This is a genomic window from Streptomyces sp. NPDC060035 (assembly GCF_042736635.1).
Classification (GTDB): Bacteria; Actinomycetota; Actinomycetes; order Streptomycetales; family Streptomycetaceae; genus Streptomyces.
This window is the reverse complement of sequence record NZ_JBHWVO010000005.1, coordinates 104,201-117,202: the sequence shown is the minus strand read 5'-3', so window position 1 is coordinate 117,202 and position 13,002 is coordinate 104,201. Positions and strand designations below refer to the sequence as shown.

The 13,002-nt window shown below is 70.3% G+C and carries 15 protein-coding genes; 8 read left to right on the top strand and 7 right to left on the bottom strand.

Annotation, left to right across the window (positions count from 1 at the left end; genetic code table 11):
- Positions 1-12: 12 nt before the first annotated feature.
- Both ACFWBQ_RS09720 and ACFWBQ_RS09715 read right to left on the bottom strand, forming a co-directional pair.
- Positions 13-777, bottom strand: coding sequence for an SDR family oxidoreductase (locus ACFWBQ_RS09720; RefSeq protein WP_385485967.1), 765 nt, complete (start codon positions 775-777; stop codon positions 13-15).
- 18 nt (positions 778-795) lie between these two features.
- Positions 796-1,389: a ScbR family autoregulator-binding transcription factor gene (locus tag ACFWBQ_RS09715; RefSeq protein ID WP_385485965.1), complete on the bottom strand. Its 594-nt coding sequence runs from the start codon at positions 1,387-1,389 to the stop codon at positions 796-798.
- Between the two features lie 187 nt (positions 1,390-1,576).
- Here ACFWBQ_RS09715 and ACFWBQ_RS09710 point away from each other — a divergent pair, with 187 nt between their 5' ends.
- Both ACFWBQ_RS09710 and ACFWBQ_RS09705 read left to right on the top strand, forming a co-directional pair.
- Entirely contained in the window at positions 1,577-2,485 is a 909-nt protein-coding gene (locus tag ACFWBQ_RS09710) for a zinc-binding alcohol dehydrogenase family protein (protein WP_385485963.1), read from the top strand.
- A gap of 52 nt (positions 2,486-2,537) precedes the next feature.
- Positions 2,538-3,617, top strand: a complete 1,080-nt coding sequence (locus tag ACFWBQ_RS09705; RefSeq protein WP_385485961.1) for an acyltransferase family protein — start codon at positions 2,538-2,540, stop codon at positions 3,615-3,617.
- A gap of 62 nt (positions 3,618-3,679) precedes the next feature.
- On the opposite strand, the gene ACFWBQ_RS09700 is transcribed toward ACFWBQ_RS09705, so the two are convergent.
- The 4 genes from ACFWBQ_RS09700 to ACFWBQ_RS09685 all read right to left on the bottom strand — a co-directional run bounded on the left by ACFWBQ_RS09700 (position 3,680) and on the right by ACFWBQ_RS09685 (position 6,773).
- On the bottom strand, positions 3,680-3,988 hold the full coding sequence (locus ACFWBQ_RS09700) for an SCO5918 family protein (protein WP_383175131.1): 309 nt from the start codon (positions 3,986-3,988) through the stop codon (positions 3,680-3,682).
- 62 nt (positions 3,989-4,050) lie between these two features.
- Positions 4,051-5,610: a DEAD/DEAH box helicase gene (locus ACFWBQ_RS09695; protein WP_385485959.1), complete on the bottom strand. Its 1,560-nt coding sequence runs from the start codon at positions 5,608-5,610 to the stop codon at positions 4,051-4,053.
- Between the two features lie 313 nt (positions 5,611-5,923).
- Positions 5,924-6,127 carry a cold-shock protein gene (locus ACFWBQ_RS09690; RefSeq protein WP_031090619.1) on the bottom strand — a complete coding sequence of 68 codons (204 nt, stop codon included), beginning with the start codon at positions 6,125-6,127 and terminating at the stop codon, positions 5,924-5,926.
- A gap of 301 nt (positions 6,128-6,428) precedes the next feature.
- Entirely contained in the window at positions 6,429-6,773 is a 345-nt protein-coding gene (locus tag ACFWBQ_RS09685; RefSeq protein WP_385485956.1) for a MerR family transcriptional regulator, read from the bottom strand.
- A 335-nt stretch (positions 6,774-7,108) separates the two neighbouring features.
- On the opposite strand from ACFWBQ_RS09685, the gene ACFWBQ_RS09680 reads away from it, so the two are divergent.
- Both ACFWBQ_RS09680 and ACFWBQ_RS09675 read left to right on the top strand, forming a co-directional pair.
- On the top strand, positions 7,109-7,693 hold the full coding sequence (locus ACFWBQ_RS09680; protein WP_385485954.1) for a hypothetical protein: 585 nt from the start codon (positions 7,109-7,111) through the stop codon (positions 7,691-7,693).
- A gap of 33 nt (positions 7,694-7,726) precedes the next feature.
- A complete protein-coding gene (locus ACFWBQ_RS09675; RefSeq protein ID WP_385485952.1) occupies positions 7,727-8,575 on the top strand; it encodes a GNAT family N-acetyltransferase in 849 nt (282 codons plus the stop codon).
- A 191-nt stretch (positions 8,576-8,766) separates the two neighbouring features.
- On the opposite strand, the gene ACFWBQ_RS09670 is transcribed toward ACFWBQ_RS09675, so the two are convergent.
- Entirely contained in the window at positions 8,767-9,501 is a 735-nt protein-coding gene (locus tag ACFWBQ_RS09670) for an alpha/beta hydrolase (RefSeq protein WP_385485950.1), read from the bottom strand.
- A gap of 161 nt (positions 9,502-9,662) precedes the next feature.
- Between ACFWBQ_RS09670 and ACFWBQ_RS09665 the strand changes: the two genes are divergently transcribed.
- The 4 genes from ACFWBQ_RS09665 to ACFWBQ_RS09650 all read left to right on the top strand — a co-directional run bounded on the left by ACFWBQ_RS09665 (position 9,663) and on the right by ACFWBQ_RS09650 (position 13,002).
- Entirely contained in the window at positions 9,663-10,148 is a 486-nt protein-coding gene (locus ACFWBQ_RS09665) for a peroxiredoxin (protein WP_385485948.1), read from the top strand.
- Positions 10,149-10,253: 105 nt separating this feature from the next.
- On the top strand, positions 10,254-10,775 hold the full coding sequence (locus ACFWBQ_RS09660) for a hypothetical protein (RefSeq protein ID WP_385485946.1): 522 nt from the start codon (positions 10,254-10,256) through the stop codon (positions 10,773-10,775).
- Between the two features lie 75 nt (positions 10,776-10,850).
- Positions 10,851-12,290 carry a flotillin family protein gene (locus tag ACFWBQ_RS09655; RefSeq protein WP_385485944.1) on the top strand — a complete coding sequence of 480 codons (1,440 nt, stop codon included), beginning with the start codon at positions 10,851-10,853 and terminating at the stop codon, positions 12,288-12,290.
- Positions 12,291-12,531: 241 nt separating this feature from the next.
- Positions 12,532-13,002 (top strand): cation:proton antiporter regulatory subunit, encoded by a 471-nt coding sequence (locus ACFWBQ_RS09650; RefSeq protein WP_385485942.1) that lies wholly within the window; start codon positions 12,532-12,534, stop codon positions 13,000-13,002.

The following is a 13,002-nucleotide window of genomic DNA, read 5'->3' as shown; positions in this document are numbered from 1 at the left end:
AGAGCCGTCGGCTCACTGATTGATGAAGCCGCCGTCCACCGGCAGGACGGTGCCCGTGAGGAACGGGCAGCGGTCGCTGAGCAGCCAGGCCACCGCAGCCGCGATCTCCTCGGGCTCGGCCGTACGGCCCTGCGGTGTACGGCTGTTGACCATCTCCTCCAGGCCCGGGTTGCGCCCGAACCAGTCGGCGGTGATCTCGCTGCGCGTCGTACCGGGGGCCACGGCGTTGACCCTGATTCCCTGCTGGGCGTATTCGTCCGCAGCGGCCCGGGTGAGCCCGACGACCGCATGCTTGGCGGCTATGTAGGGGGCCGCGGCGGGAATGGCCACCAGACCGCCCACGCTGCTGTTGTTCACAATGGAGCAGGCCGCGCCGTTCGTCAGCATGGCCGCTATTTCGTAGCGGAGGCAGTTCCAGACGCCCCGCACATTCGTGTCCATGACGGCGTCGTAGACGTCATCACCCATCAGATGCAGAGGAGTTCGGTCACCGCCGAGCCCCGCATTGTTGAATGCCGAGTCGAGGCGCCCATAGGTGTTCACCGTGAAGTCGACTGCCCTGGCAGCGTCCTTCGCCACGGTGACATCACAGACGATATGGGCCGCCTCGCCGCCCTTGTCCCTCAATTCGCCGGCCAGGGCGGCCAGGCGGTCCTCCCTGCGCGCGGCCAGGACCACCGTCGCGCCCTCCTGGGAGAAGACCCGTGCCGCAGCTGCGCCGATACCACTGCTCGCCCCGGTGATGAGGACGACTTTGCCGTTCAGAAGATCGCTCATGGCCGCAGTCTGGCAGGCCTACCCGGGCCGGACCACGGCCGTCGTGATCCGCGGCAGCAGCAGATTCCAGAACTGGGCGACGGCGTGCCGGGGTGACCAGTCCGCATCCGCCCGCCCCAGGGCCTGCGCCCCCACCACCGCCACTGTCACGGCGGACACCAGGTCCTCGATGAGGACATCCGCCACCAGGGCACCTTCGCCACGGGCCAGGGTCAGCACGGAGCGGACCCAGGCGCGCCACACCCGCCACAGTTCGACGTTCTCCTGCCAGGCGGCGTCCGAGGCGAGGCCGAAGCCTGCCCGCAGCACGACGTCCTCAGCGAGCCGCCGCGCCAGGACGTGCGAGGTGTCGACCAGGTTCCGCAACGACTCGGGCTGTTCACAGGGGCGCGGAGCAATGATGTCCTGGAGAATCTGCGCCGCCGCGGACTCGACGGCAGCGCCCAGTGCGCGTTTGCTGCCGAAGTGGAAGTGCAGCGCACCGCTGCTGACTCCGGCCCCGACACTGATCTCCGTGAGTGACGACGGCGCGAACCCACTCCGGTCGAAGGCCTCGGCAGCCGACCGGATCAGCTCCTGACGCGTGCGTACCGCGCGGTCCTGCATGGCCATCCTGGTGCTCCGGTGAGTGGGTTTCCGAGAGTTCCGGGAGCGGCTGCCCATGCTGTGCGTTCGGGCAGCCACGCAGAGTGAGCATTCTAACAAACCGGATGTACTGTTTTCCCGATCGCCGAGGGAGGCGGCCGAAAATCGCTTCCGGGACGCCCGGCCTCGCCGGTTCACCGCGATACCGTGCGGCATGCTCGCTATCCAGTTCGACCGCTTCGGTGGCCCCGAAGTCCTCCGGCCCACCCAGCTGCCCGCCCCCGTACCGGGCACCGGTGAGGTGCTGATCACCGTCGAGGCCGCCGGGGTGAACTTCGCGGACACCCACCAGGTGGACGGCTCCTACCTGGCGGCAGACGCCCTGCCGTACGTCCCCGGCAGCGAGGTCGTCGGCCGCACCCCGGACGGCAGGCGGGTCCTGGCCCGGGTTTCGCACGGGTACGCGGAGCAGGTGGTCGCCAAGGAGTCCGCCGTCCTGGAGATGCCCGAGGAACTGGGCGCCGCCGAGGCGCTCGCTCTGCTGGTGCAGGGGCTGACGGCCTGGCACCTGCTGCGGACCTCGGCCCGGCTGCGTACCGGCGAAACCGTCGTCGTGCACTCCGCCGCGGGCGGGGTGGGCAGCCTCGCCGTCCAGCTGGCCAGGGAGTTCGGCGCGGGCCGGGTGCTCGCCCAGGTCTCCTCCCCGGCCAAGGAGCGGCTCGTCCTGGAACTCGGTGCGGACGCGGTGGTCACCTACCCCCTCCAGGAGAAGGCGGACGTCGTCCTGGACGCCGTCGGAGGCGAACTCTTCGACCAGGCGCTGGACTCGCTGGCGTCCTTCGGCCGCCTGGTGACCTACGGCAACTCCGCCCGCACCGGCTTCACCCCGGTGGACCCCGGCCGGCTCGGCCGGCTCAACGCCTCCGTGGTCGGCTTCTGGCTGCGCCCCACCCTGGCGGTGCCCGGGGCCGTCGGCGGACCGGTCAAGGAGCTCTTCGCCCTGGCCGCCGCGGGGCGGCTCAAGCCCGTGGCCGGCGGCAGCTACCCGCTCGCCGAGGCCCGCCGCGCCCACGAGGACCTGCTGGCACGCCGGACGACCGGCAAGGTGATCCTGGTCCCCTGACCTGCCCCGGCACGTGACCCGGGGATCTTGCGGAGGTGATTAGGGTGGCCGGATGCCGTCCTTGACCTCACTGACCCCGGGCCCGGCCTCCCGGGGAGCCGCAGCCCCGGCCGCACCCCGGGCCGGCCGCGATCCGTACTTCGACAACGCGAAGTATCTGGCCATCGTCCTCGTGGCGATGGGGCACGCCTGGGAGCCACTGCCCGGGAGCGGCCGCCTGGTCGAGACGCTCTACACCTTCGTCTACACGTTCCACATGCCGGTCTTCATCATGATCGCCGGCTACTTCTCCCGCAGCCTCGACCTGCGTCCCGAGCGGGTGTGGAAGCTCGTCACCAGCCTCGTCGTGCCCTACGCGGTCTTCGAGATCGCGTACACGCTGTTCGAGCGCCTCAAGGGCACCCCCGACTTCCCGCTGAGCCCGCTCACGCCCTACTGGCTGCTGTGGTTCCTGCCCGCGCTCTTCCTCTGGCGTCTCACCACGCCGATCTGGCAGACGGTCCGGTGGCCCCTGGCGGTGTCCCTGGTCATCGCGGCCATGGGGGCGGTGACCAGCAACATCGGCCCCGACCTGCACCTCCAGCGCGTCCTGCAGTTCCTGCCGTTCTACGTACTCGGCCTGCAGCTTCGGCCCGCGCATTTCGACCTGGTGCGCCGCCGCACGGTACGGATCGCCTCCGTGCCGGTCTGTCTGATCGCCCTGGCCGCGGCGTACTGGGCGGTCCCGCGCACGACGACCTCGTGGTTCTTCCGGCGGTACGGCGCCGAGCAGCTCGGCTCGCCCGCCTGGACGGGTGCGGTGGTGACCCTGCTCCTGTTCGGCTGCGCCGTGGTGCTCAGCGCCTGCTTCCTGGCCTGGGTGCCGAGCCGCCGGCTGTGGATGACGGCGCTCGGCGCGGGCACGTTGTACGGCTATCTGCTGCACGGCTTCGTCATCAAGGGCGCTGTCCGTCTCGGCCTCTTCGAAGCGGACATCGTCTCCACCCCGCTGGGCCGGATCCTGGTGTCACTCGCCGCGGCGGCCACGGTCACACTGCTGTGCAGCCCGCCCGTCCGGCGGGTGTTCCGGTACGTGGTGGAGCCCCGGCTCGACTGGGCGAAGAAGCGGAACCCCGGTCCGGAGGCCTCCTGACGCACCGCACCCCTGGGCCCGGAGGGCACAGGGGTGCGGTGTCGGCGGACGTCGTCGGCGGTTCAGACGTTGCCGGGCGTCCCGAGCATGGCGGAGGCGTTCTCCAGCGGGGTGAGGGGCACCGCCGGAGCGGGCACCTCAGCCGGACGGCAGGTGAAGCCGAGGCGCGACAGCGCCCTGGTCACCTCGGCGGCGCTGAAGTCGCGGCGGTCCTGCCGGGTGATCACTTCCCCGACCTGCTTGACGGGGTAGACGCGGCGGCTGATGACCACCGCGTCACCGGTGACGGGTTCGGGCTTGATGCCCTTCATCGAATCCTCCACCTCGTTCTTGAACAGATCGAAGGGGAAGCGGGCGATGACACAGCGCATAGTGCCTCAACAGGGTCGAAGAGAAAGCCGGAAGGGGTCTGCCGGACTGCCGGTCCGGTGACTTACGCGGCCCGGTTGGACCGACGGAGCGCGGCAGCTGCACGCGCCTCGGGGGTCGCCGTGTTGGCGTTGGAGCGGCGGCCCTGCGGGGGCCTGCTGCCGCGCCGGCGCGAGGGGGAGCCGCTGCCCTTGCGCTCCGTCATCGGCGCGGAGATGGTCACGGGGACGCCCGAAGGTGCCTGGGCGCCGGTGATGCGGCTGAGCTCGGCCTCGCCGGAGCGGACCTGGGCGACCTGAGGGGTGATCCCGGCGTCGGCCATCAGACGGGTCATCTCACGGCGCTGGTTGGGCAGCACCAGCGTGACGACACTGCCGGACTCCCCGGCGCGGGCGGTACGGCCACCGCGGTGCAGGTAGTCCTTGTGGTCGCTCGGCGGGTCGACGTTGACGACGAGGTCGAGGTTGTCGACGTGGATGCCGCGGGCCGCGACGTTCGTGGCGACCAGCACCGTGACATGGCCGGTCTTGAACCGGTCCAGGGTGCGGGTGCGCTGCGGCTGCGACTTGCCGCCGTGCAGCGCGGCAGCCCGTACACCGCTGTTCAGCAGGTGGTCGGTGAGCTTGTCCACCGCGTGCTTGGTGTCCAGGAACATGATCACCCGGCCGTCGCGGGCCGCGATCTCGGTGGTCGTGGCGTACTTGTCCGAGCCCTGGACGTAGAGCACGTGGTGCTCCATCGTCGTCACCGCACCGGCCGCGGGGTCGACCGAGTGGACGACCGGGTCGTGCAGGTAACGGCGGACCAGCAGGTCCACGTTGCGGTCCAGGGTGGCCGAGAACAGCATCCGCTGGCCCTCGGGGTTCACCTGGTCGAGCAGCTCGGTGACCTGGGGCATGAAGCCCATGTCGGCCATCTGGTCGGCCTCGTCGAGGACGGTGATGGTGACGCGGTCGAGCTTGCAGTCACCGCGCTCGATGAGGTCCTTCAGCCGGCCCGGGGTGGCCACGACGACTTCGGCACCGCCACGCAGGGCGCTGGCCTGGCGGCCGATCGACATACCGCCGACGACCGTTGCCAGCCGCAGCTTGAGGGACCGCGCGTACGGGGTCAGCGCGTCGGTGACCTGCTGGGCAAGCTCCCGGGTGGGAACGAGGACCAGGGCCAGCGGCCGACGCGCGTCGGCGCGGTTGCCCGCGGTACGGGCCAGCAGGGCGAGGCCGAATGCGAGCGTCTTGCCCGAACCGGTACGGCCCCGGCCGAGGACGTCCCGCCCGGCGAGCGAGTTCGGCAGGGTGGCCGCCTGGATGGGGAACGGCACCGTCATGCCCTCGGAGCCGAGCGCCGCCAGCAGGGGCGCGGGCATGTCCAGGTCGCCGAAGGTCTCGGCGGCGGGGAGAGCCGGGGTGATGGTCACCGGGAGGGCGAATTCACCGGAGACGGAGGAGGACCGGCGGCCGTAGCCGCCGGAGCGTCCGCCGCCGGAGCGGCCCTGGGATCCGGAGCCACCCTGCCGGTTGGACGCCGCCGAGCGGAATCCGTTGGCAGTGCGGCCGCTCTGGGCCCCGCCGGAGCGGGTGCGAGAAAATCGGTCGTTCGTGCGAGCTGTGCGATCGCGGTTCAATGGAGAACCCTTCCCTCGAATGGCACGTATCGAGGGATTCTTTTTCCGGGCGGCTGCAGCCAAGTACGGCGCCAAGAATCGCAAGAACGAGCCGATGAAATAATGAAGAACGAAGCCCGTCCGCCGGTAATCAGCCGTATACGGCGCTTCAGAATGACTGCAAAGGGACTGCTCCGGCACGACCCGTGTGCACCAGAAATTTACGTACTGGGCCTACCGCGGCGACGCCGGGGTCACAGTGCCGGGAAACGACAACGAGCTGGGGCCCGCACCCCAAGGTGCGGGCCCCAGCTGCGCCATACGCCTGAGGTGATCAGGCGGGGGTGATGTTCTCCGCCTGCGGGCCCTTCTGGCCCTGCGTGACGTCGAAGTTCACCTTCTGGCCTTCCTGCAGCTCGCGGAAGCCCTGGGCGGCGATGTTCGAGTAGTGGGCGAAGACGTCAGCGCCGCCACCCTCCTGCTCGATGAAGCCGAAACCCTTTTCCGCGTTGAACCACTTCACGGTGCCAGTAGCCATGTCATATCTCCTTCGGGGCGTTGCCCGTGTCCCGCACTGTGCGAACCACGTCGCCGCAAATGATTGCCCCGTCCGGAAGAAACCGGAAATACAAAAGTGCACCCACCCGAGTGAACCGGCGAGAGCACTTGAAGTTTTGGGAACCACAACTGCAACTGAGCTCAACACTAGCACGATTTGGGCAGATGCGGGCTGTACGCCATATCACTCCGGCACCGCTCCGCCACGCATGACATAAACCCTCATCGCTCATTACGCGTATTTCTGTGCTGACGAAAACAGATATGCGCCCGCCCGCCGGTCAGGAATCGGCGCCGCTCCGGCCCACCGCGGGCCCCCGCAGCTCGTCGTTGAGGCGCAGTGCCTCCTCGAGCTGGTCCTCCAGGATGACGATGCGGCAGGCGGCGTCGATCGGTGTGCCGGCGTCCACCAGCTCGCGTGCGCGCGCGGCGATACGCAGCTGGTAACGGGAGTAGCGGCGGTGGCCGCCCTCCGAGCGCAGGGGCGTGATCAGGCGGGCCTCACCGATGGCACGGAGGAAACCCGGTGTCGCACCGATCATCTCCGCGGCCCGCCCCATGGTGTACGCGGGGTAGTCGTCGTCATCGAAACGATCCGTGCCGTGAGCGGGGGTTTCCGGGGGCATCTGCACCTCTTCTGCTGTGCACCGACCCCACCGATGTGGCCCGGCTGCACAAGAAACCCTAGGCATACGAGTAAGCCATGTCTATCGCCGCTGGAATAGATTTCCCCCGGTCGTGGCGGATCCCGGGGCACCCTGACCCCGCCCGGACCCCCCGCCCGGCGCTGCACCGATTCACCCGAATGCCCCAACGCGACTGACCAGCCGGTCAGTTGTCCGCCGACTTGGGAGCGGTCATACTGCAGGAGTAGCCCTTCACGCATCCCCCGTCGTGAAGGGCTACAGTCACGCGCGGTCACCGACGTTACCGGGGCCGACGGAGCCCCGGAGAACACGGCATGCGCGCAACCAGCAGGACCACGACGACGGCCCGCGCGGTCACGGACGTCCTCCAGCCCCGCAATGTCCTGCTCGCCGGCATGCTCGCCATCGGGCTCGCGTCCGCCGGTGACTGGACCGGGCTGCCCTGGGGCTTCCTCGGCGCGCTCTGTGCGGGGCTCGTCCCCGCCGGGTACGTGGAGTGGGAGCGCAGCCGCGGCACCTGGGGCGACCGCCATGTCGTGGACCGGACCCAGCGGGCGCCCATCTTCCTCGTGATCCTCGGCTCGCTCGGCGCCGGTTCGCTGATCATGGTCCTGGGCCATGCCCCAGCAGGCATCCTGCTCGCGATGATCTCCCTCTGGGCGATGACGATCGTGCTGCTGGCCGTCAACACGGTGTGGAAGATCTCGGTGGACTCGGCGGTCGCCTCGGCCGTGGTCGCCCTGCTCTGTGCGGTGCACTCCCTGTGGTGGCTGACCGCCTGCGTGCCGGCCGTCGCCGTGTGCTGGTCGCGGGTGGCGCTGCGCTACCACTCGGTGGCGCAGACGGCAGCGGGGGCGTCCCTGGGCGCGGCGACTGCGGCGGTTTTCCTCCTCCTCTGAGCCAACCGGTGCCGTACCGGGTACGAGTGATCCGTGCCGACATTCGAGATCACCACCGCGAGCGCCGACGACATCGGGATGCTGGGGGAGTGGGCCCATGCCGAGGGCTGGAACCCCGGCCTCACCGACGGCCCGGCCTTCTTCGCCGCCGATCCGTGCGGCTTCCTGATCGGCAGGCTCGACGGCGAGCCCGTCACGTCCGTCTCCGTCGTGCGATACGGCGCCTGTTTCGGCTTTCTCGGCTTCTACCTGACCCGGCCGTCGCTGCGGGGCCGGGGGTACGGAATCCAGGTCTGGCGCGCCGGCCTGGCCCGGCTCTCCGGGCGCAGCGTCGGGCTCGACGGCGTACCCGCTCAGCAGGACAACTACCGCAGGTCCGGATTCCGCACCGCCTGGAGCAACGCGCGCTACGAGGGTGTGGTGCCCACGGACGTCCCCCCGCCGGCCGGTGTCACGCTCGTCGACGCCCGGACCCTGCCCTTCGGGCTGCTCGCCGCGTACGACCGGTGCTACTTCCCCGAAGCACGAGACAGCTTCCTGGCCCCCTGGATCACCGCACCCCGGCGCACGGCGCTCGCAGCGATCCATGACGGCTCACTCGTGGGCTTCGCCGTGCTGCGCGCCTGCCGGGCCGCCTCGCGCATCGGGCCGCTCCACGCCGACTCCCCCGACGTGGCCTGCGCCCTCGTGAGCGCGCTCGCGGCGACCGCTCAGGACACCGCCGTAGCGATCGACGTCCCCGACATCAACCCGGCGGCCGTACGCCTCGCGGAACAGCTCGGTCTGGCCCCGTCGTTCGACACGGCTCGCATGTACGCCGGGCCGGTGCCGGAAACAGACCGCGCGGGCCTGTTCGGTATCACCAGCCTCGAACTCGGCTGACCGAACACACCGACCGGCCGGGACCCGCCACCCGTATCCGTCCGTACAGCCGCTCGAGCACCCGGCCGCGCAGCGTCTCGTGCTGCTCCCGGAGCCGTACGATCTCCGCCGGCCGCTCGGTCACCGTGCCCCCGGTGACGACATCGTGGTCCGAACTGCTCCCGGGTGAGGTCGATCTCGACGCCCGGGCCTCAGCTGCGCGGCATCCCCCGCACAGGCCTCCGGCCCGGTCCGGCGGGCAGGCTGTCCAGCGTGGTGGTCCCGTCGGCCGCCGATGCGTCCACCGGCAGCTCCAGTGCGGCGGCGACGGCGTCGGGAAGCGGCCCGAGCCCGAGCATGCCTCTGACCAGGTCGGCCGTCAGGCGGTGCCAGGACGGGGCGCGCCGGAGCATCGCATGGTCGCTGCCCCGGATCGTGACGAGGCAGGTGCGGGCGCCCGCACGACGGGCCCTGGCCGTGAGGGACTGGGTGGCCTGAGGGCTGGTCACGCGGTCCCGGGTGCTGTGGAGCAGGACGACATCACGCCCGGCGAGCTGGGTGACCGGATCTCCCGGCGGACACCACGGGGCGAGGCCCACCACCGCGCGGACCAGCGGGTGACCGGCGGCGTGGAGGGCGGCACGTGCGCCCATCGAGTGGCCCAGGAGAACCACGGGGATGTCGCCCGCCTCGCGCTGCAGGGCGTCCAGGTCCCGTACGGCGTCGCGCAGCGGGTCCTCGCGGGCACCGTTCCAGCCGCGGTGGGTGTAGCGGACCCTGCGGACGCGTATACCGGAGCCGGGGCGGACGGCCCGGGCCACCGCGCGGGCGATCGGGAGCATCCGCAGGCCGGGCAGGTTCATGGCACCGGGCGGGGGCGGCGCCAGACCCGTCTCGTACCCGCCGTGCAGGATGAGCACAGCTGCGGACGGCGGTCGTTCGGCCACGCGTACCTCCGGGTCGGGGTGCGGAGCTCCTGCCCGCCCACTCCTTCCATAGTCGGTGCCGGGCGGCGGAAGAATGGGCCGAACGTGTCGATACGTGGAAAGTGCCGTTCACTGTACGAGGCACGGACCCACTCGCGTACCGAACCAAGGGAGCTGCCGGCATGGCATCAGGACCCCAAATCGGCCAGAACGTCCAGGACTTCACGCTTCCCGGCGGGATACTGACCGAGGACGCCTTCGAGCGGCACGACTACACGCTCTCCGCAGCCCGCGGCCGGGCCGTCGTCCTGGCCTTCTATCCCGGCGACAACACGGCCGTCTGCACCAAGCAGCTCTGCTCCTACTCCTCGGGCCTCGAAACCTTCGAGGGCCTCGACGCCGAGGTCTGGGGAATCAGTCCACAGGGTGTGGACAGCCATGAGTCGTTCGCCCGCACCCACGAGCTGCGCATGCCGCTCCTGGCCGACACGGGACGCGACATCGCCCGGGCGTACGGGGTCGCGGCACCCGGCATCGGAGTACGGCGCTCCGTGTTCCTGATCGGGCCGGACGGTGTGCTGCGCTGGAAGCATGTCGCCCTGCTCGGCGCCACGTTCCAGTCGCTCGACACCCTCGCCGGGCACCTTTCCGGCATCAGAACCGCGTAAAGACTGCCGGACTCCGGCAGTATCCCTGGCCGGTGCTGTATGGGATCATTCAGCCAGTTCGACGGAAACATTTCGGGGGAAATCGAAAGCCGGGGGAGTGATCACGTGACCATTTTTCTGGGTCTCGGCATTGCGGGAATCGCTCTTCTCACGCTTTCCCTGATCTTCGACGGAATCCTCGAAGGGCTCCTCGGCGACGCACTGGGCGGGCTGCTGAACGGCTTCTTCGACGGCCTGCTCTCCCTGCCGGTCATCGCCGGTTTCGTCTCCATGCTCGGCTTCGGCGGCGCGATCGTCCTCGGCACCACCGGCGCGGGCACCCCCGTAGCCGTCGCGGCCGGTGCCGCGGCGGGGCTCGTGGCAGCCTGGCTGACCTGGAGGCTCAGCAGGGCCCTGATGCGGGATCAGACCACGGCCACACCACGCGGCGAGGACCTCATAGGCACCTCCGGATCCGTCGTCACCCCGATCCCGGCCGACGGCTACGGCGAGGTCCTGCTGCGACTCGCGGGCCAGACCGTGAAGTTCTCCGCCAAGAGCGCGGTACCGGTCGAACGCGGCGCCGAGATCTGGGTGGAGGCCACCCTGTCGACCACCTCGGTCACTGTCCGCCCCGTCGAGCGCTGACCTCCGCCGAGCCGCACGTCTGTCCACCACCCGAACGAGCTGCCACCCCGTCGGGGGGCAGGGGGGACCCTTCTCATGAGTCCAGTAGTGATCGCCGTCATCGGCATAGTCGTTCTCGTCGTACTCCTCGGCCTCGCAGTGATCACCCGGTACAAGGTCGCGGGCCCCAGCCAGGCCTTCATCATCACGGGCCGCCGCGGCAAGAAGTCGACCGACCCGGTGACCGGCCGTACCAGCATCGACAACAGCGGCCAGAAGGTCGTCGTCGGCGGCGGCGTCTTCGTCGTGCCGTTCGTCCAGCAGAAGTTCACCCTGGACCTCTCCAGCCGGCACATCCCCGTCGCCGTACGCGGAGCGGTCACCCTGCGCGGTGTGAAGTCCCACCTCGAAGGCGTCGCGATCGTCAAGGTCGGCGGCAGCGAGGACGCGATCCGCGCCGCCGCCCAGCGCTTCCTGCAGCAGCAGAACGGCATCGTCGGCTTCACCCAGGAAGTGCTCTCCGGCGCCCTGCGCGCGATCGTCGGCCGGATGTCGGTCGAGGACATCATCCGCGACCGCGCCGCGTTCGCCGGCCAGGTCGCCGAGGAGGCCGAGGCCAGCCTCTCCGGGCAGGGCCTGATCCTGGACGCCTTCCAGATCCAGGACATCACCACCGAGGGCTCCTACCTGGAGGACCTCGGCCGCCCCGAGGCCGCCCGCGCCAAGCAGGAGGCCGACATCGCCGAGGCCATCGCCCGGCGCGCCTCGGAGCAGGCCCGGCTGAAGGCGGCCGAGGAGATCGCCATCGCCGAGCGGACGTTCTACCTCAAGCAGGCCGAGATCAAGGCCGAGACGGCAGCCGCCACCGCCAAGGCCGACGCCGCCGGCCCCCTCGCCGAGGCAGCCCGCCAGCAGGAGGTCCTCGCCGAGCAGGAGAAGGTCGCCCAGCGCCAGGCCGCCCTGACCGACCGTGAGCTCGACACCAAGGTCCGCAAGCCCGCCGACGCCGCCCGCTACCAGGCGGAGCAGGAGGCCGAGGCCCGCCGCATCGCCCAGGTCAAGGAGGCGGAAGCCGACGCGGAGCGCTCCCGCCTGACCGGTCAGGGCGAGAAGCTCCACCGCTCGGCCCTCGCCGACGCCGTACGCATCGAGGGTGAGGCCGAGGCCGCCGCCATCGCCGCCAAGGGCTCGGCCGAGGCCGAGGCCATGCACAAGAAGGCCGACGCCTTCGCCCGGTACGGCGACGCGGCGGTGCTCCAGATGCTCGTCGAGGTGCTCCCGCAGGTCGTCGCCAAGGCGGCCGAGCCGCTGAGCGCCATCGACAAGCTGACGGTCATCTCGACGGACGGCGCCAGCCAGCTGTCCCGCACGGTCACGGACAACGTGGCCCAGGGCATGGAACTGCTGAGCTCGACCACGGGCGTCGACCTGGGCGCGCTGCTGGCGAACCTGAAGGGCAAGGCGGGCGGCACGCAGCCCGTACCGGCACCGGCCGCCCCGCAGCCCACGAACAACAAGATCGAGGTCACGGACTGACGCACCTCTGCTCCACTCCACCGTGCCCGGCGGCGATCCTTCACCGCCGGGCACGGTCGTGCAGTGGGCCTCATGGCGTCGGTCCACGGCAATCCCCCGTGCCGCGAGGAGCTCCGGTGCGCCGCTCCGACACCGCCCTGCCCGCTTCCGTGGCCGGTTTTCGTTGCCGGATAAGGTAATGGAAAGCTAAAAAGATCACCAAGCCGCGTCGCCGTACTGCCGCGCTCCTCGGGAGGAAGCCATGGGAACCCACCGCACATCGCTGCCAGGAGTCGGCGTTCAGTACGACTACACCACCGAGTCGGGACAGCACATCTCCGTGGTCGTGCACCACGACGGGCGGCGCTTCCTCGGGTTCTACGAGAAGGACGATCCTGATTCGTGCCTGCTCTCCGTGCCCCTGACCACCGCCGAGGCCACCGGGCTCGCGCATCTGATCGATGCCGCGCCGATCGACGCCGTGCGGACCGACGGGATCGATCTCGTCACCGAGCACATTCCGCTCGGGACCCGCTCCCCGTACGGCGGGCGGCTGCTCGGGGAGACCAGGGCGCGGACCCGGACGGGCGCGTCGATCGTGGCCGTTCTGCGTACGCACAGTGCGCATCCGTCGCCCGGGCCGGACTTCCGGCTGGCCATCGGGGACACGCTCGTTGTCGTAGGCACACGCGAGGGCGTCGACACGCTCTCCGAGATCATTGCGGAGGGCTGA